Source organism: Nocardia otitidiscaviarum, from assembly GCF_007362295.1.
GTDB classification, from domain to species: Bacteria; Actinomycetota; Actinomycetes; order Mycobacteriales; family Mycobacteriaceae; genus Nocardia; species Nocardia otitidiscaviarum.
Genome location: NZ_CP041695.1, coordinates 3,411,994 through 3,430,875, shown reverse-complemented (window position 1 = coordinate 3,430,875; position 18,882 = coordinate 3,411,994). Strand labels below are relative to the sequence as shown.

14 protein-coding genes are annotated in these 18,882 nt (G+C 70.7%); 5 read left to right on the top strand and 9 right to left on the bottom strand.

Annotated features, from left to right (window positions below):
* Positions 1 to 72: 72 nt before the first annotated feature.
* From ppsA to FOH10_RS15090, 5 genes are all read right to left on the bottom strand, one after another.
* Entirely contained in the window at positions 73 to 2,385 is a 2,313-nt protein-coding gene (gene ppsA, locus FOH10_RS15110; RefSeq protein WP_143981189.1) for a phosphoenolpyruvate synthase, read from the bottom strand.
* Between the two features lie 61 nt (positions 2,386 to 2,446).
* A complete protein-coding gene (locus FOH10_RS15105; protein ID WP_143981188.1) occupies positions 2,447 to 4,438 on the bottom strand; it encodes an erythromycin esterase family protein in 1,992 nt (663 codons plus the stop codon).
* A complete protein-coding gene (locus FOH10_RS15100) occupies positions 4,435 to 5,583 on the bottom strand; it encodes a site-2 protease family protein (RefSeq protein WP_244961989.1) in 1,149 nt (382 codons plus the stop codon). Before FOH10_RS15100 ends, FOH10_RS15105 begins: the two co-directional genes overlap by 4 nt.
* A gap of 16 nt (positions 5,584 to 5,599) precedes the next feature.
* Positions 5,600 to 5,791 (bottom strand): hypothetical protein, encoded by a 192-nt coding sequence (locus FOH10_RS15095; RefSeq protein ID WP_143981187.1) that lies wholly within the window; start codon positions 5,789 to 5,791, stop codon positions 5,600 to 5,602.
* Positions 5,792 to 5,818: 27 nt separating this feature from the next.
* The gene (locus FOH10_RS15090; RefSeq protein WP_039818867.1) at positions 5,819 to 6,373 is read right to left on the bottom strand and encodes a flavodoxin domain-containing protein; all 555 of its coding nucleotides are present in this window, start codon (positions 6,371 to 6,373) and stop codon (positions 5,819 to 5,821) included.
* 181 nt (positions 6,374 to 6,554) lie between these two features.
* On the opposite strand from FOH10_RS15090, the gene acsA reads away from it, so the two are divergent.
* Genes acsA through FOH10_RS15055 form a run of 5 tightly spaced genes read left to right on the top strand, consistent with a single transcriptional unit; the run spans position 6,555 to position 12,406 of the window.
* A complete protein-coding gene (gene acsA, locus FOH10_RS15085; protein ID WP_186000845.1) occupies positions 6,555 to 8,372 on the top strand; it encodes an acetate--CoA ligase in 1,818 nt (605 codons plus the stop codon).
* Positions 8,373 to 8,431: 59 nt separating this feature from the next.
* A complete protein-coding gene (gene pdhA, locus FOH10_RS15080; RefSeq protein ID WP_186000906.1) occupies positions 8,432 to 9,361 on the top strand; it encodes a pyruvate dehydrogenase (acetyl-transferring) E1 component subunit alpha in 930 nt (309 codons plus the stop codon).
* The gene (locus FOH10_RS15075) at positions 9,355 to 10,326 is read left to right on the top strand and encodes an alpha-ketoacid dehydrogenase subunit beta (RefSeq protein WP_221938037.1); all 972 of its coding nucleotides are present in this window, start codon (positions 9,355 to 9,357) and stop codon (positions 10,324 to 10,326) included. The genes pdhA and FOH10_RS15075 overlap by 7 nt, the downstream gene beginning before the upstream one ends.
* The gene (locus tag FOH10_RS35225; RefSeq protein ID WP_221937978.1) at positions 10,327 to 12,150 is read left to right on the top strand and encodes a 2-oxo acid dehydrogenase subunit E2; all 1,824 of its coding nucleotides are present in this window, start codon (positions 10,327 to 10,329) and stop codon (positions 12,148 to 12,150) included.
* Positions 12,151 to 12,154: 4 nt separating this feature from the next.
* The gene (locus FOH10_RS15055; RefSeq protein WP_143981185.1) at positions 12,155 to 12,406 is read left to right on the top strand and encodes an acyl carrier protein; all 252 of its coding nucleotides are present in this window, start codon (positions 12,155 to 12,157) and stop codon (positions 12,404 to 12,406) included.
* On the opposite strand, the gene FOH10_RS15050 is transcribed toward FOH10_RS15055, so the two are convergent.
* Genes FOH10_RS15050 through FOH10_RS15035 form a run of 4 tightly spaced genes read right to left on the bottom strand, consistent with a single transcriptional unit; the run spans position 12,393 to position 18,843 of the window.
* Positions 12,393 to 13,748 carry a salicylate synthase gene (locus tag FOH10_RS15050; protein ID WP_143984106.1) on the bottom strand — a complete coding sequence of 452 codons (1,356 nt, stop codon included), beginning with the start codon at positions 13,746 to 13,748 and terminating at the stop codon, positions 12,393 to 12,395. The two genes, FOH10_RS15055 and FOH10_RS15050, sit on opposite strands and share 14 nt — an antisense overlap.
* Entirely contained in the window at positions 13,748 to 15,334 is a 1,587-nt protein-coding gene (locus tag FOH10_RS15045; protein WP_143981184.1) for an NAD(P)/FAD-dependent oxidoreductase, read from the bottom strand. Before FOH10_RS15045 ends, FOH10_RS15050 begins: the two co-directional genes overlap by 1 nt.
* A gap of 3 nt (positions 15,335 to 15,337) precedes the next feature.
* Positions 15,338 to 17,149, bottom strand: coding sequence for an ABC transporter ATP-binding protein (locus FOH10_RS15040; protein ID WP_143981183.1), 1,812 nt, complete (start codon positions 17,147 to 17,149; stop codon positions 15,338 to 15,340).
* On the bottom strand, positions 17,146 to 18,843 hold the full coding sequence (locus FOH10_RS15035; RefSeq protein ID WP_143981182.1) for an ABC transporter ATP-binding protein: 1,698 nt from the start codon (positions 18,841 to 18,843) through the stop codon (positions 17,146 to 17,148). Before FOH10_RS15035 ends, FOH10_RS15040 begins: the two co-directional genes overlap by 4 nt.
* Between the last annotated feature and the right edge of the window lie 39 nt (positions 18,844 to 18,882).

Here is an 18,882-nt window from a genome sequence, read left to right as displayed (position 1 = left end):
ACACATTCTATTACCGGACCACCGGGCGGCCGTGTGAAAGACGGGCGAACCAGACCTGTCGACCGCTCGAACTCAGTCGCGCCGGGCGCGTTCGAGCAGTACCCGCCGTTCCGCGGCTCCGATCGAGCGCCGGGCGCGCGTCACCGCGTCCGGCGTCACCGACACCGAGGTGATGCCCATGCGCACCAGATGCTCGGCGAATTCGGGCCGGGTGGAGGGCGCTTGCCCGCACAGCGACGAGGTGATGCCCAACCGGCGCGCCGTGCCGACGATTCGGTCGATGGCATCGAGCACCGCGGCATCGGCCTCGTCGAACAGCTCGGCGCATTCCTCGGAATCGCGGTCCACCCCGAGCATGAGCTGGGTGAGGTCGTTGCTGCCGATGGACACGCCGTCGATGCCCGCGCCCACGTACTCGGGCAGCCTGTACACCACCGACGGCACCTCCGCCATCACCCAGCGGTGCAGGCCGCGCTGGCGTCCGAGCGGACTCGCGTCCACCAGTTCCAGGCACGCCTCCAACTCCCAGCGGGTGCGCACGAACGGGATCATCAGGTGCAGATTGGGATACTGCTCGCGGACCCGTGCCAGCGCCCGCAGTTCCAAGCCGAACATCTCCGGCTCACGCACGTAGCGGTAGCAGCCGCGGAAGCCGATCATCGGATTGCGTTCCTCGGGTTCGTAGGCGGTGCCGCCCTCGAGGGCGCGAAACTCGTTGCTGCGCATATCGGTAGCGCGATAGATCACCGGTCTGGGCGCGAACGCCGCCGCGATGCGCTGCAACGGGTCGGCCAGATCGGTCACGAACCGTTCGCCTTCACCGCGGGCGATGAGGTCGTGCGGATGCCGCCCCGCGAGCGCGCGGGTCAGCAGTGTCTCGGCGCGCAGCAGACCGATTCCGTCGATATCGTCGCGGGCGGCGACGCGTTCGGCCACCTCGGGCAGGGCGAGATTGACGTATACGCGGGTGGCCAGCGGTTCGACGACCGGTGCCGCGATCGGCTCGGATGCGCTGCCGACCACCGTGGCCGTCATGCGCCCGGCGCGCACCAGCCCGGCGCCGCCGTCGACGGTGACCTCGGTGCCGGTGCGCAGCTCCCGGGTCGCGGTGCGCGCGCCGACCACGCACGGCACCCCGAGTTCCCGGGCCACGATGGCGGCATGGCAGGTCATACCGCCGCTGTCGGTGACCACCGCCGCGGCCCGCGAGATGGTGGGCAGCCAGTCCGGATTGGTCATGGGGGCCACCAGGATCTCACCGTCGCGCAGTTGCTCGCCCTCACTGGGGGCGTGCAGTACGCGCACCGCGCCCGCCGCGCGTCCGGGGGAGGCGGCCAGCCCGCGCACCAGCACCTCGTGCGGATCCGACTCCGTCCGCCGGTCCGCTGGCGGCCGGGTCGCCGCGGTGGGATGGTCGGGCAGCATGGTGATCGGTCGGGCCTGCACCAGCCACAGCGTGTCGGCGTCGTAGGCCCATTCGACATCCTGCGGTCGGCCGCCGTGATGTGCCTGCACCCGCAGTGCCAACGCGGCCACCTCGATCGCCTGCTCCTCGGTGAGCGTCGGCGCGTCCTGGTCCGCCGCCGACAGTTCCACCCGCTGGTCGGCGTCGGTCCCGGCCACGATGGCGAAGCTCTGGTGTCCGGTACGGGTGGCGAGCAGGGTGGGACCGGCGGCGTCGAGCAGATACGTGTCGGGTTCGGTGGCCCCCGAGACCACCACCTCGCCCTGGCCGCGGGCGGCGTCGATGACGACGCGGTCGCGACGCCCGTCGGAGGGGTCGGCGGTGAATGCCACGCCCGCGCTGCTCGCGCTCACCATGCACTGCACGACGACCGCCATGACCGGGCGATCGCGCATGTCGCGGTGGGCGCGGTAGGTGAGCACGCGCGGGGTGAACAGCGACGCCCAGCATTCGACCACGGCGGTCAGCAGTCGGTCGTCACCGCGAATATTGGTGAGCGAGAGGTTCATTCCGGCGAACGAGGTCTTGGCGCCGTCCTCGCCGATGGCCGAGGAGCGCACCGCCACCCGGGGTGTGTCGCCGAGCCGGTGGTAGGCCGTGATCACCGCCTCGCGCACCGCGGCCGGGATCGGGGTGTCGAGCACCCGCTCCCGCATGGTCCGGCACAGTTCGTCCAACCGCTGCCCGTCGGCGGCGGTAGCGCCCAGGGCGGCGTCGAGTGCCTGCTTGTGCAGCGCGTCGAGTTCGGCACCGTGCGGGCCGCCGGTGACGACCTCCTCGTAACAGGATTTCAGGATCACGAATCCCGGTGGCACCGGCAGCCGGGCGGCCACCAGCTCACCGAGGTTCGCCCCCTTGCCACCGGCCCGGTCGGCATCGCTCAGGCGCAGTTCCGCCAGACCCGCCACATAGTCACCCATTACGGCTCCGATCCCTCGAATGTCGTGTGCTGTCAGCGTCTCCCGTGCCGACGACGGTCGGCTACGGCCGAAGGTCCCGCGTCGCGTGGCGAATGGTCTCCGGGCGCAGCGGTTCCAGGGCCGTGGTGTGGTCGATGTGGATCACGGCGTCGTAGCGGTCGGCCGGACGCGCGTGGAAGTAGTGGCTCTGGCGTTCGGTGCGCGGCTGGTAGATGACGCCGATGGCGCGTTCGAGCCGGGTGTCGGCCAGGACCTCGGCGGCCTCGGGGTGGTCGGTGCGCAGGAACAGGGCCGGCATGCCGGTGTCGTGCAACAGTTCTTCGATACTGCTGGCCAGGGCCGGACGCACGATCTTGTGCTCGCTCGGGCCGTCCCAGTGGCTGGCGGCCGTCACCGTACCCCGCGAGGTGGTGAAACCGATGGTGCGACAGGCGCTTCCGTGCCGCTCCCGGATCAGCTGGCCGAGGGTGAGCTGACCGTCGGCGGCCATCTCGGTGGCGCGGGCATCACCGATATGGGAGTTGTGCGCCCACACCACGATCCGCGCGGGCACGCCGGGGCGGTCGAGATGGCGGGCCAGGGCGTCCAGGGTGTCTGCCATATGCTCGTCGCGCAGGTTCCACGAACTCACCCGGTCGCCGAACATGGCGCGGTAGTACGCCTCGGCGTTACGCACGGTCCACGCGTTGCGCAGTGCGTCGAAGTAGGCGTCGCCGTCGTAGACGTCCATGAGCGCGGCGGCATTGCGTTGCAGGTCCACCAGTTCGCGCACCACTTCGGCCTGGCAGGACTCGCCGGAACCGAAGGCCGCCGCGAAGCCGTAGGACTGGCCGTCCTCGCCGGAGCCGCGGTCGAAGCAGCCGTAGCGGCGTTTGGCGCGTTCGGCGGCGACCGGGTCGGCCTGTTCGAGGTAGTCGATCACCCGCCGCATGGAGCGGTGCATGCTGTAGAGGTCGAGCCCGTAGAACCCGGCCTCGGCTCCCTGCGCCGAGAGGTCGTTGTAGCGGCGCAGCCAGTCGACGAAGTCGCGGACCACCACATTGCGCCACATCCACGAGGGGAATCGCTCGAAGCCGCCGAGCGCCTCGGTGGCGGAGCCGTCGGTGCCGTGTCCGCGCACGTAGCGGTCGACGCGGTAGGCGTCGGGCCAATCCGCTTCGGCCGCGACGGCGCGGAAGCCGTGGTCCACGATCAGGCGGCGGGTGATCTCGGCGCGCGCGGAGTAGAACTCGTGGGTGCCGTGCGAACTCTCGCCGATCAGCACGAACCGGGCGTCGCCGATGAGATCGCGCAAATCGTCGTCGGGCGGAACGCCGGCGGGCGCGGCCACGGCGGCGGCGCGCAGCAGCGCGACCGGATCGGTCACCCGCGGTGGGACGTCGGTGGTCGGGGTGGCGAGCAGCAGCCGTACCTCGTCATCGGTGACCTGGGTGAAGTTCCAGAACGAATCGCCGACCGCGAGGAAGGGGGACGGCATGGTCGCGCAGACCAGATCGTCGACCATGCCGCGCATTTCGTGACAGGTCGACTCCGGCGCGGCCGGAACCGCCACCACCACCTGCTTGGGTTCACCGGCCCGCACGGCCTCGATGGCGGCGAACATGCTCGCGCCCGTGGCCAGGCCGTCGTCGACGAGGATGACGGTGCGCCCGGCCACGTCCAGCGGTGGGCGTTCGCCGCGGTAGGCGGATTCCCGGCGACGCAGCTCGCGGGCCTCCTCGCGGGCGATGGTGCGCACCTGCTCGGCGGTGAGCCGCAGACCGCGCACGATGTCGTCGTTGAGCACCAGCCGGCCGCCGCCCGCGAGCGCGCCGATGGCGAATTCGGGATTTCCGGGTGCGCCGAGTTTGCGCACGATGAGGGTGTCCAGCGGCGCGCCGAGCGCGGCCGCCACCTCCCAGGCGACCGGAACGCCGCCCCGCGCCAGCCCGAGCACGATCACGTCGGGATCGTGGCGGTAGTGCTCGAGCAGCCGCGCGAGTACCCGCCCCGCTTCACGGCGGTCGTGGAAGATCTGCTGCGGTTCGTCGCGCAGCACCGGTACCGAGGTCATGGGAGCCTCCTGCGATGGGTGGGGACGGGCAGACCGAGTGCGGAACGCTGGCAGGCGAGCACCATGTCGGTGGCGGTGACCAGGCCGGTCAGTCTGCCATCGGCGTCGACCACCGCGACCGCGTCGAGGTTGGGCCGCAGGACCGTATGCGACGCCACGTCGGCGAGCCGTGCGTCCGGACGAACGATCGCCGTGGACGGCAGTTCACGGGCGAGATCGCGCAGGTGCGTGCCGTCGCGCGTCCGCTCGGGCGCGGCGACCAGATCGGCCCAGGCCAGCACGCCTACCGGCCGACCACCGGGTTCGACCACCGGGAACACCCGGTGCCCGGTGTGTGGTGCGTCGGAACGCAGCAGTTCGGCGACGGTCCACTCGGCGGGTACGGCCATCGGTGCGGAGGTCATGACATCGCCGACCAGGCTGTCGCCCAGACGATGTCGCAGACCCGCGATGGCGAGTTCGGCGTTGGCGGCGGAATTGAGGAACCAGCCCAGCAGGATGAGCCAGAGGCCGCCGAGATGGCCGAACAGCAGTAGTTCGGCGACACCGACCAGCATCAGGACGGTGCCGAGCGTCTGACCGCTGCGCGCCGCGGCGGTCGCGGCCCGCAGCCGGTCACCGCTTCGCCACCACAGGACGGCGCGCAGCACCCGGCCGCCGTCGAGCGGTGCGCCGGGCAACAGATTGAAGACGCCGAGCACGGCGTTGACCGAGGCGAGCCAGACGAGGGCGGCGGTCACCGGTCCGTCCGGGGCGATGAGGGCGCTGACGGTGGCTCCGGCGAAGGCCACCACGGCCAGCCCCAGACTGGTGAGCGGCCCGGCGAGGGCGACGCGCAGATCGGTGCGCGCGTCGCCGGGTTCGTCACCGAGTTCGGAGACCCCGCCGAGCAGCCACAGCACGATGCCCTCGACCCGGATTCCGCTGCGGCGGGCGACGATCGAATGGGCGAGTTCGTGCGCGAGCAGGCAGGCGATGAGGGCGAGCGCGCCGAGCACGGCCACGGTCCAGACCACGGCCGTGCTCGCGGTGTCGGTGAGGAAGCCGCCGAGTACCCAGGTGAACAGGGCGATAGTGACGAGAACCGACCAGTTCGCGCCGATCCGGATACCCGCGACCTGGCCCAGGGGAATGGTGGAACGCACTGTGCACCAACAACCTTCAGTTCGGCCCGGATTCACCCGGCACCGGCCGGCGGCGGATATCGGCGGGCATGAGCAGCAGCATCAGCACCGGCGCGGCGAGCAGCAGCAGTGCGAGCCAGAGAATCGAGGCGGGCATGCCCGCCAGTTGCAGCCCCGCCACCACGACGGGCAGGGCGATGACGAACAGCGGTGCGTGGCGGATGGTCATGGCGGTCCTTCCGGGCCGGTCGCCCCGTCAGGGGTGCATGGAGGTGGACTGTGCCGCCGGGAGGCCGAGCGTGCGCGCGATGGAGTCGGTCCACACCCGGATCGCGGTCCAGTCGCGCAGATCGCCGTAGCGTCCGCCGCCCAGGACCCGGTACAGGATGCGCGCCCACAGCGAGACCCCGACGCGTTCGTAATGCCCCGCGAACGCCCGGTAATCACGCGGCGCGATGGAATCGCGGACAGCGGCGATCCGCTGGGGCACCAGACGGCCGTACCGCCGCCCGATCGGACCGCTCAGCGCCGGTCCCAGCCCCACGCTGAACAGCCAGACGTCACGGACGTTCAGCTCGTCCCGATGCGACCGCACGTACTCCTCGAGCGCGGGCAGCAGCGCCATATTGTGCACGGCACTGCCCAGCACCACCGCGTCGAAGCGCGACAGCTCGGGTGCGTGCTCGACCTCGGCGATCTCCACGACCGCCCCGCGGCTCTCCAGTTCGGTACCGATGAATTCGGCGATATCGCGGGTCGACCCCTGCGCGGTGGCGAAGACGACCGAAATGCGAGGTGAGTTCGTAGTCATACCTCGAGCCTGCCCAGTGGCGGCCGATTCGATGAGGGGCCTGATACCCCGTTCCGGCGGGACCATGGTCACCGATCGACCGCGCCGGGGTGAGAGGCGACCGAGGTCCCCGCGGCGATGGTCTTTGCGCCCTGCCGGAGGTGGCGGCGGCAGTCGTTCACTGACTGCGGGAGGTTCGACAATGACCGAGAACCGGAATGGCGTCCCGGAGGCCGCGTCCGTGCGGTGGGAGCCCATCGAGAAGTCGGCGCGGGAGCGGGCCGACGCCACTATGACCGACTACGACCTGTCGCGCCGGGAATTCTCCTGGGAGGCTGCTCGATTCGATCTCGATACGATGGCGCAGGGGTGGGTCAACATCGCCCATGAGGCCGTGGACCGGCATCTGGGCACGCCGCTCGCCGACGCCGTCGCACTGCGCTGCCGGGATGTGGCCGGGAATGTCAGTGTGCTGAGCTATCGCGACCTGGCCGGGTTGAGCAACAGGTTCGCGAATGTGCTGCGCAGTCAAGGGGTGCGGCGCGGTGACCGGGTGTGCGTGCTGTTGAACCGCACGCCCGAGCTGTATATCGCGATTCTGGGCGCGTGGAAGGCGGGGTGCGTGGTGTCGCCGCTGTTCTCGGCCTTCGGGCCGGAGCCGGTGCGGCAGCGGCTGGCGATCTCGGGGGCGAGCACGCTGGTCACCACGGTGGAGCTCTATCACCGCAAGGTCGCTCCCATTCGCGCCGAGGTGCCCGCGCTGCGCCACGTGCTGGTCACCGACGCCGCCGATATCGAGGCGCCGCAGGAGGACGACACCCTCGATCTGTCGCTGGCCATGTTCGCGGCCTCCGACGAATTCGAGGTGGTGCGAACCGATTCCGAGGATCCGGCGCTGCTGCACTTCACCAGCGGCACCACCGGAAAACCCAAGGGCGCGGTGCATGTGCACGGGGCGGTGCTCGCCCACCGCGTCACCGCGCGCTACGCGCTGGACCTGCGGGCGGGCGACATCTTCTGGTGCACCGCCGATCCGGGCTGGGTGACCGGCATGTCCTACGGGGTGATCGCGCCGCTCAGCCTGGGCGTCACCCTGGTCTGCGATGAGGCCGAGTTCGATCCGCAGCGTTGGTTCGGCGTTCTCACCGACGAGCGGGTGACGGTGTGGTACACCGCGCCCACCGCTTTGCGCATGCTCATGCGCCGCGGCGACGATCTGCCGCCCGGCACCGATCTGTCGCGCCTGCGGTTCATCGCCAGTGTCGGGGAGCCGCTCAATCCCGAGGTCGTGGTGTGGAGCGCTCGCGTGTTCGGCCGGCCCGCGCACGACAACTGGTGGCAGACCGAGACCGGCGCGATCATAATCGCGAATCTGGCCGCCGCGCAGGTGCGGCCCGGCTCGATGGGACGTCCACTGCCCGGAATCGAGGTCACCGTGCTGCGCCGGGGCGGCGACGGCCGGGCCGCGGTCACCGACGGCGCCGTCACCCTCGCCGACACCGAGGAGGTGGGAGAGCTGGCGCTACGGGCCGGGTGGCCCTCGATGTTCCGCGGGTACTGGAACGATCCCGAGCGCTACGCCAAGGCGTTCGCGGACGGCTGGTACCTCACCGGCGATCTCGCGCGCCGCGATGCCGACGGCTACTACTGGTTCGTGGGCCGCGCCGACGACGTGATCAAGTCGGCCGGACATCTGGTGGGGCCGTTCGAGGTGGAGAGCGCGCTCATGTCGCATCCGGCGGTGGCCGAGGTCGGCGTGATCGGCACCCCCGACCCGGTCGCCGGTGAGCTGGTGAAGGCATTCGTGCTGCTGCGCCCGGGCTTCCGTCCCGACGACGACCTGCGGGCCGAGATCACCGCCTTCGGGCGGCGCGCACTCGGAGCGGTCGCGCCCAAACGCATCGAATTCACCGAGAGCCTGCCGCACACCCGCAGCGGCAAGGTCATGCGACGGCTGCTCAAGGCTCGCGAACTGGGCCTGCCCGAGGGTGACGTGTCGACCCTGGAGGGCGTGTCGTGACCGCGCTCGACGCCACCGGGAGCCTCTCCGTCCAAGAACGGATCGACTTGCTGCGCAACATGATTCGCATCCGCCGCTTCGAGGAACGCTGTGTGCGGCTCTACAGCGCCGAGGAGATCCGCGGCTTCCTGCACCTCTACATCGGCGAGGAGGCGGTGGCCGCCGGACTGCTGCGCGAGATCGGCCCCGACGACGCGGTGGTGTCCACCTACCGCGAACACGGGCACGCCATCGCCCGCGGCATTCCGATGCCGACGCTCATGGCCGAGATGTTCGGCCGTTCCACCGGATGCAGCCGGGGCCGGGGCGGCTCCATGCATTTGTTCGACGCCGAGCGGCGCTTCTACGGCGGCAATGCCATTGTCGGCGGCGGACTTCCGGTCGCGGTGGGGTTGGGGCTCGCCGACGCGATGCGCGAGCGGCCACGGGTGACCGTATGCCTGTTCGGTGAGGGCGCGATGGCCGAGGGCGAATTCCACGAGTCGCTGAATCTGGCCGCGCTGTGGCGGCTTCCGGTGCTGTTCGCGTGCGAGAACAACCGCTACGCCATGGGCACCGCGCTGGCCCGGGAGCACGCCGCGACCGATCTGGCGCTGCGAGCCGCTTCCTACGGACTGATGTCGTGGCCGGTCGACGGAATGGACGCGGAGGCCGTGGCCGCGGCGACCCGGCGCGCGGTGACCTCGATACGCGGCGGAGCGGGGCCGTGCTTCCTGGAACTGCGCACCTACCGGTTTCGGGCGCACTCGCTGTACGACGCCGACCGCTATCGGGACAAGGCCGAGATCGAGGAATGGAAAGCGCGCGACCCGATTCCGCGACTGCGGACACGTCTGCTCGCCGAAGGCGTGGTGGACGAGGCGGCGCTGCGAGAGCTCGAGGCGACCGTGGCGGCCGAACTCGAGGACGCCGTCACCACCGGCCGCTCCGGACCACTGGAACCGGTCGCCGACCTGACCCGCTACGTCTACGGGGAGCCGACATCATGATCACCTATCGGGAGGCGATGCGACAGGCGTTGCGGGAGGCCCTCGATCACGACGACCGCGTCTTCCTCATGGGGGAGGACGTCGGCGCGTACGGTGGCTGCTTCGGCGTCAGCCGCGGCCTGCTGGAGGAATACGGGCCGGAACGGATTCGGGACACGCCGCTGAGCGAATCCGGATTCGTGGGCGCGGGAATCGGTGCGGCGCTGGGCGGTATGCGGCCCATCGTCGAGATCATGACCGGCAATTTCAGCCTGCTCGCCCTCGACCAGATCCTCAACAACGCCGCCACCCTGCGGCACATGTCGGGCGGGCAGCTGGGGGTGCCGCTGGTGATCCGCCTGGCCACCGGTGCGGGACGGCAACTGGCGGCGCAGCATTCGCACAGCCTGGAGGCGTTCTACGCGCATATCCCGGGGCTGCGGGTGGTGTCACCGGCGACCGTCGCCGACGCTCGCGGCATGCTCTGGACGGCGCTGCGGGATCCCGATCCGGTGCTCATCTTCGAACCCATCGCGCTCTACAACATCGAGGACGAGCTGCCCGCCGACGCCGGAGCGGTGAATATCGACCGGGCGGCCATCCGCCGCCCCGGCACCGACGCCACCGTCGTCGCCTACGGCGGCACCCTGCGCACCGCGCTGGCCGCCGCCGAGGAACTGGCGGCCGAGGGCATCGCGGCGGAGGTGCTCGATCTGCGCACCCTGCGCCCGCTGGACGAGACCACCCTGCTGGAGTCGGTGTCACGCACCCACCGTCTGATCGTGGTCGACGAGGGCTGGCGCAGCGTCGGCATCGCCGCCGAGATCGTCGCCCGCGCCGCCGAACACGCCTACTGGGATCTCGACAGCCCCGCCGCACGGGTGTGCACCGCCGAGGTGCCCATCCCGTACGCCCGGCACCTGGAGGAGGCGGCGCTGCCCCGGGTGGACGCGGTGGTCGACGCCGTCCGGAAAGCGGTGAGATGAATGCCCGAATTCCGCATGCCCTCCCTCGGAGCCGACATGACCGAGGGCACCCTGCTGCACTGGATGGTGCACCCCGGCGAGACGGTGCACGCAGGCGATGTCATCGCCGAGGTGGACACCACCAAGGCCGCCATCGAGATCGAATGCTTCGACGACGGTGTCATCGGGACGATCCTGGTCCCCGAAGGGGAAACCGTCCCGGTCGGCGCGGTCCTGGCCACCATCGAACCGGCGACCGGTTCCACGCCGCCCCCGCCCGACGCGGCGGGCGCTGTGAACTCACCGCCGGGCGCTGTGGACTCACCGGCGAGCGCGGTGAACCCATCGGCGAGCACCGGGGAACCCGAACCCCGGCGGGGCGCGACCGCTGCGGCCGAAACCGGGTTGCAGTCCCGCGCTCGTGGGGCGGTGGCATCCGCCCCCGGGTCGCGGCCGCCCGCCGACGACACCGGAAACGGTATGGTGCTCCACGAGATTCGCGTGACGCCGCTGGTGCGCAGATTGGCTGCGGAGGCCGGAATCGATCTCGCGACCGTCGCCGGGTCGGGCCCCGACGGTCGTATCGTGCGCGCCGATATCGAGCGGGTCGCGGCGGAACGCACCGGTACGTCGCCAGCCGCTGGACTCGACAACGCCGTGGATCGCGCGGGCGATGCGGGAGCCTCGCCGCAGGCGGAGACAGGGCAGTCGTATCCCGCGCGATCGGCCACATCTCGACCGGAGCACGTCGCGGGGCGGGGCGAGAGCGACCTGATCCGCCGCGACGCGGGACCGGCCGCTCCTTCCGAGCCAGGCGTGGACGTCGTAGCGGCGGAGCGTGGCAGTGGGCAGGCGGAGGCCGCCGAAACGGGTCGCGCGGTCTACCGACTTCATGTGCGGGCATCGGGCTATGCCCGGCGTGTCGCACGTGAACTGGCCGTCGATCTCGCCGAGGTGACCGGCACCGGTCCCGGCGGGGCCCGGCGTGCCGCCGATATCCGTGCGGCACATCGGGAGTCGAGACGCCATGTCGGTATTCCGGGCGACGCCGCAGGGTTCGCCAGTATTCCGGGTGGTTCCGTGGGAATCACGAGTACGTCGGATGGCGCTGGTGTGGGGGTTCGGGGCGGCGGTGTGGGCGACGCGGCTGCGGGGCCGGGGGCTGCCGGGCATACGCGTGACGTGGGGGCGGTGCGGGCGATGATCGCGGCGGCTATGACGCGGTCGAAACAGACTGTGCCGCACTATTATCTGTCGAGCACCATCGATATGGCGGCCGCCGTGGGGTGGTTGCGGGAGACGAATCGGCGGCTGGCCGTGAGCGAGCGGGTGCTGCCCGCGGCGCTGCTGTTGCGCGCTACCGCGCTGGCGGCGCGGAAGGTGCCGGATGTCAACGGGATCTGGGTCGACGGCCGGTTCGAACCCGCCGAGCGGGTGGATCTGGGGGTGGTGGTGTCGCTGCGGGGCGGGGGCATCATCGTGCCCACCGTGCCGCGTGCCGACACCCTCTCGGTGCCCGCGACCATGGCGGCGGTGCGCGGCATCGTCGCCCGGTCCCGTGACGGTCAGCTGCGTGCGGCCGATGCCACCCCCGCCACCCTCACCGTCACGAATCTCGGTGATCTGGGCGTGGATTCGGTCTTCGGCGTCATCCCGCCGCCCCAGGTCGCCATTGTCGGCTTCGGCGCGGTCACCGAGCGCCCGTGCGCCGTGGACGGCCTGCTCGGCGTCCGACCCCAGGTGACCGCCACCCTCTCCGCCGACCACCGCGCCTCCGACGGCGCGGTCGGCGCTCGCTTCCTGCACACCCTGTCCGAACTTCTCCAGCATCCCGAGGAGCTGTGATCCCATGACCACCGCCATGTCCCGCGACACCGCCGAGACCACGGTCCGCACCGCACTGCGCGGCTTCGCCCCCGAGTCCTACCTGCGGGCCGTGTCCGAGGACGACTCCCTGCGCGCCACCCTCGAACTCGACTCCATCGACTACCTGACCTTCATCGAACGCCTGTCCGCCGCACGCGGCGCCCGCATCGAGGAGGACGACTACCCGCGGCTGGCCACCGTCCGCTCCTGCGTGGACTTCCTCACCGAACGGTAGGCGCGGCGACCGCGGGCCGACCGCCGCCCTCCTCGGGTGATCGCGGCGCGGAGTGCGCCGGAACGACATACGGTGCGACGCTGGCCAGCTTCTCGCGGGTCTCCTCGTGTTCACGCTCGGGTGTGGACGCCGCGACGATCCCCGCGCCGGCGCGCAACCAGGCCCGTCCCGCGCGCTGATAGACCGCGCGCAGGACGAGGGCGGCGTCGAGCGCGCCGGTGCTGTCGGCGAGCAGCACCGCACCGCTGTAGAGCCCGCGCGGCTCGGGTTCGAGCGCGTCGATCACCGCGCACGCCGCCGCCTTCGGGATGCCGGAGGCGGTGATGGCCGGAAAGACCGTGGTGAGCGCGTCCCAGGCCGTCCGCGAGTGTGCCAGTGAGGTTTCCACGCGCGAGCCCAGATGTTGCACGCTGCCACGATCCTTGACGCTGAGGAATTCGCTCACCCGGGTCGAGCCGGGCCGCCCGACTCCCGCCATCTCCTCGAAGGCCAGTTTCACCGAGATGGCATGTTCGAACACCTCTTTCGGATCGCCCAGCAGTTCCGTGCGCAGCAGCTCATCGGACCGGTGCGCGCCGGTGCGGGCCCGGGTGCCCGCGAGCGGTTGGGTGGCCGCGCGTCCGGAGGCATCCGCCTCCAGCACGGTTTCCGGACTGAATCCGGCGGCCTGCCACCCGCCGAGGTCCAGCAGGAAGGAGCGGGCAGGCGTGTTGGCCCGGCGACCCGCGGCGTAGGTCGCGGGCATATCCACCGGGAAGGGCACATCCACGGTCCGCGACAGGATCACCTTCTCCAGCTCACCGCCGCGGATGCGCGCCACCGCCCGCTCGACCCGGTGCAGATAGTCCGGGTCGAGCGCGTCGACGGCGATCGGGGTCGTCGCAGCGTCGGGCAGGCCCGCGACCAGATCCGCGAGCATCGGTTCCGGTGACCCGTCCCGGGTGTGGACGCGTACCGCGTCCGCGGTCACCTCGATCTCGATGCCGGGCACCATCACATGGGCCAGCACCTCGGCGGTATCGGCCGTGGTCGGATGCGCCAGTTCGAAACTGGCCCAGCCGAGCGCGCGCCACCGTGGATGCGGGCAGCGGCGCAGGGCGGCGTGGACCCGCGGCCACGGAGATCCGGTCCAACTCTCGGTGAACTCGCCGCCCACCGTCGAGTACAGCCAGCCGGGGCCGAGCGTGACCGCTCCGACGGGATTGCCGCCGATGAGCCAGCGTCCCGCGCGCTCGTAGACCACATAGTCGCGCAGCAGCCCGGATCCGGCGACGGCCGCCGCGACCGCCACCGGATCGAAGCGTCCCCGGATATGGCCGTGTGCACTGCCGGTGCGCGTCATCACGCGAACGACTCTCTGATCCGGTGCGGCGCTTCGGTGCGTGACCAGTGCATCACCCGCATCGCCAGCTCCTGGTTCATATCGAAGAACTTGATCTCGGGTTTGCCGTGTGGCATGTAGTCGGGCCAGAAGCGTTCCGCGTTGAGGTGATCGATGAGTTTGCCCGCGGCGACGCCGGCGTCGAGTTCACCGCGCTCGACCGCGCCGCAGATCGTCCGCGCCGTCACCAGCAGCTCCCGCAGCCCCCGCGCGAGCGCGGAGTCGCCGCCCTCGCGACCACGGAACAGGCTGTCGTCCCGGCTGCTCACGTACTTGCCGAGGATGTGCTCCAGGCTGGCGGCCGCGTAGAAGCTGTAGGTGTCCCACACCCGGATCATGGCGTTCCACAGCTCGTAGTCGCGGAAGGCCACGTACGAGGCGTAGACGAGATCGTCGTGGGCATCGAACAGGCGCTGCTGCATGCTGTCGATGTCGGCGAATCGTGCCGTGGCCCAGTCGTTCTCGGTGGCGGCGTCGATGATCCGACGAGCGAGTGCGTTCACGATCTCGAACGAGTTGGCGATACCGCGGGAGAACAGGGCGTCGACGGTGCCGGCGGCGGTCGCGGTCAGGCAGTAGCGGTCGCCCACCGTGCGTGACACCGAATTCTGCAGGCGCCCGGTGCTCACCCACGGCCGAACGGTCCGGGCGTCGCGGAACTGCCGCGCCACGGCGGGGAAGCGGTGCAGGAAGTCCTCGAACTCCCGCTCGGGCGCCGGGCGTTGTTCGGGGTCGGTGCGGTCGAGCAGCGTCAGCCCCACACTGCACAGCGGATTCCGGGACCGATCGTGGTTGTCGAACGGGATGACCCACAGCCAGCCGCCCTCGAAGACGTGGTGCAGGGTGCCGTTGTGCCACGGATTGGGTTGTCCGTAGCGGATGTCGGAGACCTCGTCGAACGGGGCGACGCCGACCATATGGGTGAACAGGGTGCGGGAATGGGTGCGCGCCCGCGTCGGCTGCTCGCGCAGTCCGAAGCGCTCGGCGACCAGCGAATTGAACCCGCTGGCGTCTACCAGGTATCGCGCCCGGAACCGCTGTCCGGTGGTGGATTCGAGGGTGACGCCGTCGGCGGCGTCGATCTGGATGTCGGCGACGCGGGTGTTCAACCGGTGGGTGGCACCGTAGCGGACGGCGGTGGTGAACAGGTAGGCGTCGATATCCTGCCGGAACCAGTGGGATTCGTTGCGGAACCAGGTCGGCAGCACGATCTGGTTGGCCAGTGCCGGATCCGGTCGCCGGTCGTGGCGGTGGTAGACGAATCCGAAGTTCTGCTTCTGTCCGCACATGGTGCTGACCCGGTCGGTGGTGTCGCGGAAGTTCGACAGCGCCGCCAGTTCGGGCACGTCGTAGCGTTCCGCCAGCACCTTCATCATGACCGAGGCGTAGGGGATGACCGATTCGCCGAGGACGAAGCGGGGGTGCGTGCCCGCGTCGAGGATCAGCACCGCCAGACCGTGGCGGGCCAGGATCGCACCGAGCGTGCTGCCCGCGACCCCCGCGCCCACAATGGCGACGTCGTAGCGTGAATCGTCGTGTGGTGACATGGTTTACGACTCCTGTTCCACCAGTGCGGCACCGGTGTCCGACGGGGTGGGGGGTTCCGGGGCCAGACGCCATCCCTGGGCGCGGTCGCGGTCTCGCCAGAACCGCGCGTACCGCCCGCCCGCCGCGAGTAGTTCCCGGTGGCCGCCGGATTCGGTGACGGTGCCGCCGTACAGGAACAGCACCTGGTCGGCGCGGGCGAGGGTGGCGGGCCGATGGGCGATGACCAGCACGGTGCGGTGTTCGGCGAGTGCGAGCAGACCGTCGCGGATAGCGGCCTCGTTCTCCGGGTCGAGCGCGGAGGCCGGCTCGTCGGCGAGCACGATCGGTGCGTCCTTGAGCACCGCGCGGGCGATCGAAACCCGCTGCCGCTCACCGCCGGAGAGGATCGCGCCGCCCTCACCGACGCGGGTGTCCCAGCCCTGCGGCAGCCGGGCGACGATCTCGTCCACGCGCGCCACCGCGGCGGCCGCCCGCACCTGCTCGTCGGTGGCGTCGGGGCGGGCGAGTCGGATGTTGTCGGCGATGGTGCCGTCGAAGAGATACACGTCCTGGAACACCAGCGACAGCATGGACATCAGGGTGTCGGTGGGGATGTCGCGCACATCGTGCCCGCCGATCCGCACCGCGCCCGCGTCGGTGTCGAAGAAGCGGGCGATGAGCCGGGTGACGGTGGTTTTACCGGCACCGGAGGGACCGGCCAACGCGGTGAGCTTCCCGGCCGGGATGGTGAACGAGACATCGTCGAGCACCGGCGGATTCGTGCCCGCGTCGCCGTATCCGAAACTGACGCCGTCGAAGTCGATATCGGTGCGCTCCGGACGCAGCGGTTCGACCGGTTCGGGCAGCGGTCGGGTGTCGAGTACCTCGCGAATGCGCAGCAGGTGGTTGCGGGCCACCTTCAACGCGCTGCCGAGTTCGGCGGCGGCGATCATCGGTTCCACGAAGCGGACCGCGAGCACCAGCAGGGCCAGCAGTGTCGGCGTGTCCAGGGTTCCGCCCACGGCCAGGTAGGTGCCGTACCAGAGCACCACCGTGAACACCGCCTGCACTACGAGGGTGAAGCTCACCAGTCCGGGGACGGCGGCGGTGACCAGGCGGCGGCCCGCATCGCGTTGGGCGGTGAGCGCGTCGTCGAGCGCCGAGAACCCGCGGACGGTCTGACCGCACGACCGCAGCACCCGTTGTGCCTGCGCGTATTCCACCACGCGTGTGCCCGCGGCGGCGGTGGCGGCGTGCGCGCCGTTCTCGGCACGCTCCACCAGTCGGCCGGTGAGCCGGTACGCCAGCACGATCAGCGGGGTCATGGCGAGGACCGCGAGCGCGATCCGCCAGTCGAAGACGAACATGAGCAGGACCACCGTGGCGGGGGTGACGACCGCGGCCACGAGCGGCCGGACCAGGTTGGCGGTGGCGTTGGCCACCTGGAGTACGCCCTCGCTGGCCAGGGTGCCGAGTTCACCGACACGCTGTGCACCGAACCAACCCAGCGGCAGCGTGGCGAGGTGGTCGCCGAGTCGGTGGTGCAGGGTCCGCAGCACCGATCCGCCCAGTTCGTAACCGGATCGCGCGCCGTACAGGAACAGCACGCCGTACCCGACGGCCGTGATCGCGAAGGCCACCAACCAGGGGCGGGCGTCGCCGGGCTCCGGTCCGAGCAGTGCGCGCAGCACCGGCACCAGCAGGGCGAAGGCGATGCCCTGGGCGACCGCGGTGAGCACGGTGGTGATCAGGGTGCGGCGCAGCAGCGTCAGGCTCACCGCCGGTGTGCTGTCGGTGCCCCGCTCGGACATGGTCTTCACCAGTAGGCCGATCATGCGTCGGCTCCCTTCCACGTCGCCCACATGGCCGCGTACCGACCATCTCGTTGCAGCAGTTCGGCATGGGTGCCGCGCTCGGCGACCCGGCCGCGGTCGAGCACGACGATCTGATCGGCCTCGGTGATGGTGCCCAGCCGGTGGGCCACGACCAGGACGGTGTGCCCGGCGGCGAGCCGGGACAGGCCCTGCTGGATGGCGGTCTCCGATTCGGGGTCGACCGCCGCCGTGGCCTCGTCGAGCACCAGGATCGGGGCATCGGCCAGTAGTGCGCGGGCGATGGAAACACGCTGCGCCTCACCGCCGGAGAACGCCGCGTCCCGGGTGTCGTAACCGTCGGGCAGGGCGCGGATGCGTTCGTCGATGGCCGCCGCTTGCGCCGCGTCGGCGACTTCGGCGAGCGTGGCCGTCGGCCGGGGCAGGGCGATATTGTCGCGCACGCTCATGCGCAGCAATCGCACCTCCTGGAAGACGAAACCCACGCTGCGGTAGAGCGTTTCCTCGGAGAGCTCACGGATATCCGTGCCGTCGAGCGTTATTCGCCCCGTATCCGGATCGTGGAATCGCGGAATCAGCCCGGCCAGTGTGCTCTTGCCCGACCCCGAGGCCCCCACGACGGCGGTGACGGTGCCGGGCCGCAGTTCGAGGTCGATATCCGACAGTGCCGCGGTCTCGCCGTCGTAGCTGAAGCCGACGTTCTCGAACCGGAGAACGCCACCGGTGCCGTTGCGGTGCGCGGACGGGGCGGCGGTGCCGTAGGGCAGCGTGGGCGTCGCCAGCAGCGCCCGGATATCGGTGGCCGCCCGCATGCCCGTCTGCACGGCTTGTCCACTCTGGCTGAGGGTTTGCAGCGGAGCCGACAACGCCAGCCCGAGCAGTGCGAACGGCAGCAGATCCACCGCGTCCAGGTGTCCGGTCGTCACCAGGACCGTGCCGCCGACGAGGATGACCGCGAGCATGCTCACCGGTGACAGGGCCAGATTGGCCGTCGCCGATACCGAGCTGACCCGGCGCATCCAGGCGATGAAGAAGTCGCAGAACTCGTCGGCGGCCTGCCGGTAGCGCCGATGCGCGCGCCCGGTCTGGCCGAATGCCTTCACCACCGCGATGCCCTGGACGAATTCGACCGCGCTCGTGCTGATGGCCGCCATGGCGTCGTTGTAGGCGCGCATGCCCGCCCCGAATCCCGCCATGGTGCGCCGGTACAGCTCGATGCCGACGACGAGCGGGATGAGTGTGATCAAAGCCATGCGCCAGTCGACCCAGAACAGGTAGACCAGGCAGACCAGCGGCACCACCAGGGCATTGACGATCTCCAGGGCGGTGTGCGCGACCAGGTGGTGCAGGGCGGTCACGTCGTCGCCCACGGCCTTGCGCACATCACCCGCGCCGCGGTCGTCGAACCAGCCGAGCGGCACCCGGCCCAGATGCCGGGCGATCGAGCGCCGGATCGAGAGCTGAATGTCATTGTCCGCGTAGTGCGTGAGCGATGCGGCGAGCAGGGACAGGCCGAGCCGCGCGGCCAGGGCGATCGCGGCCGCGATCACCGGTGGCCAGGGCGATTCCGCGGCCAACAGCCTGCGCCCCAGTTCCGCGACCGCCACGAAGGGCACCACGCCCGCGACCGCGGCGAGTAGCTGGCAGCCGATCGCCGCCAGCAGCCGGGCCCGGCCGGGCTGTATCAGTTCACGCATCGTCGGTCTCCCACCCGCTGGGCCTCCTGGTTCATCGCG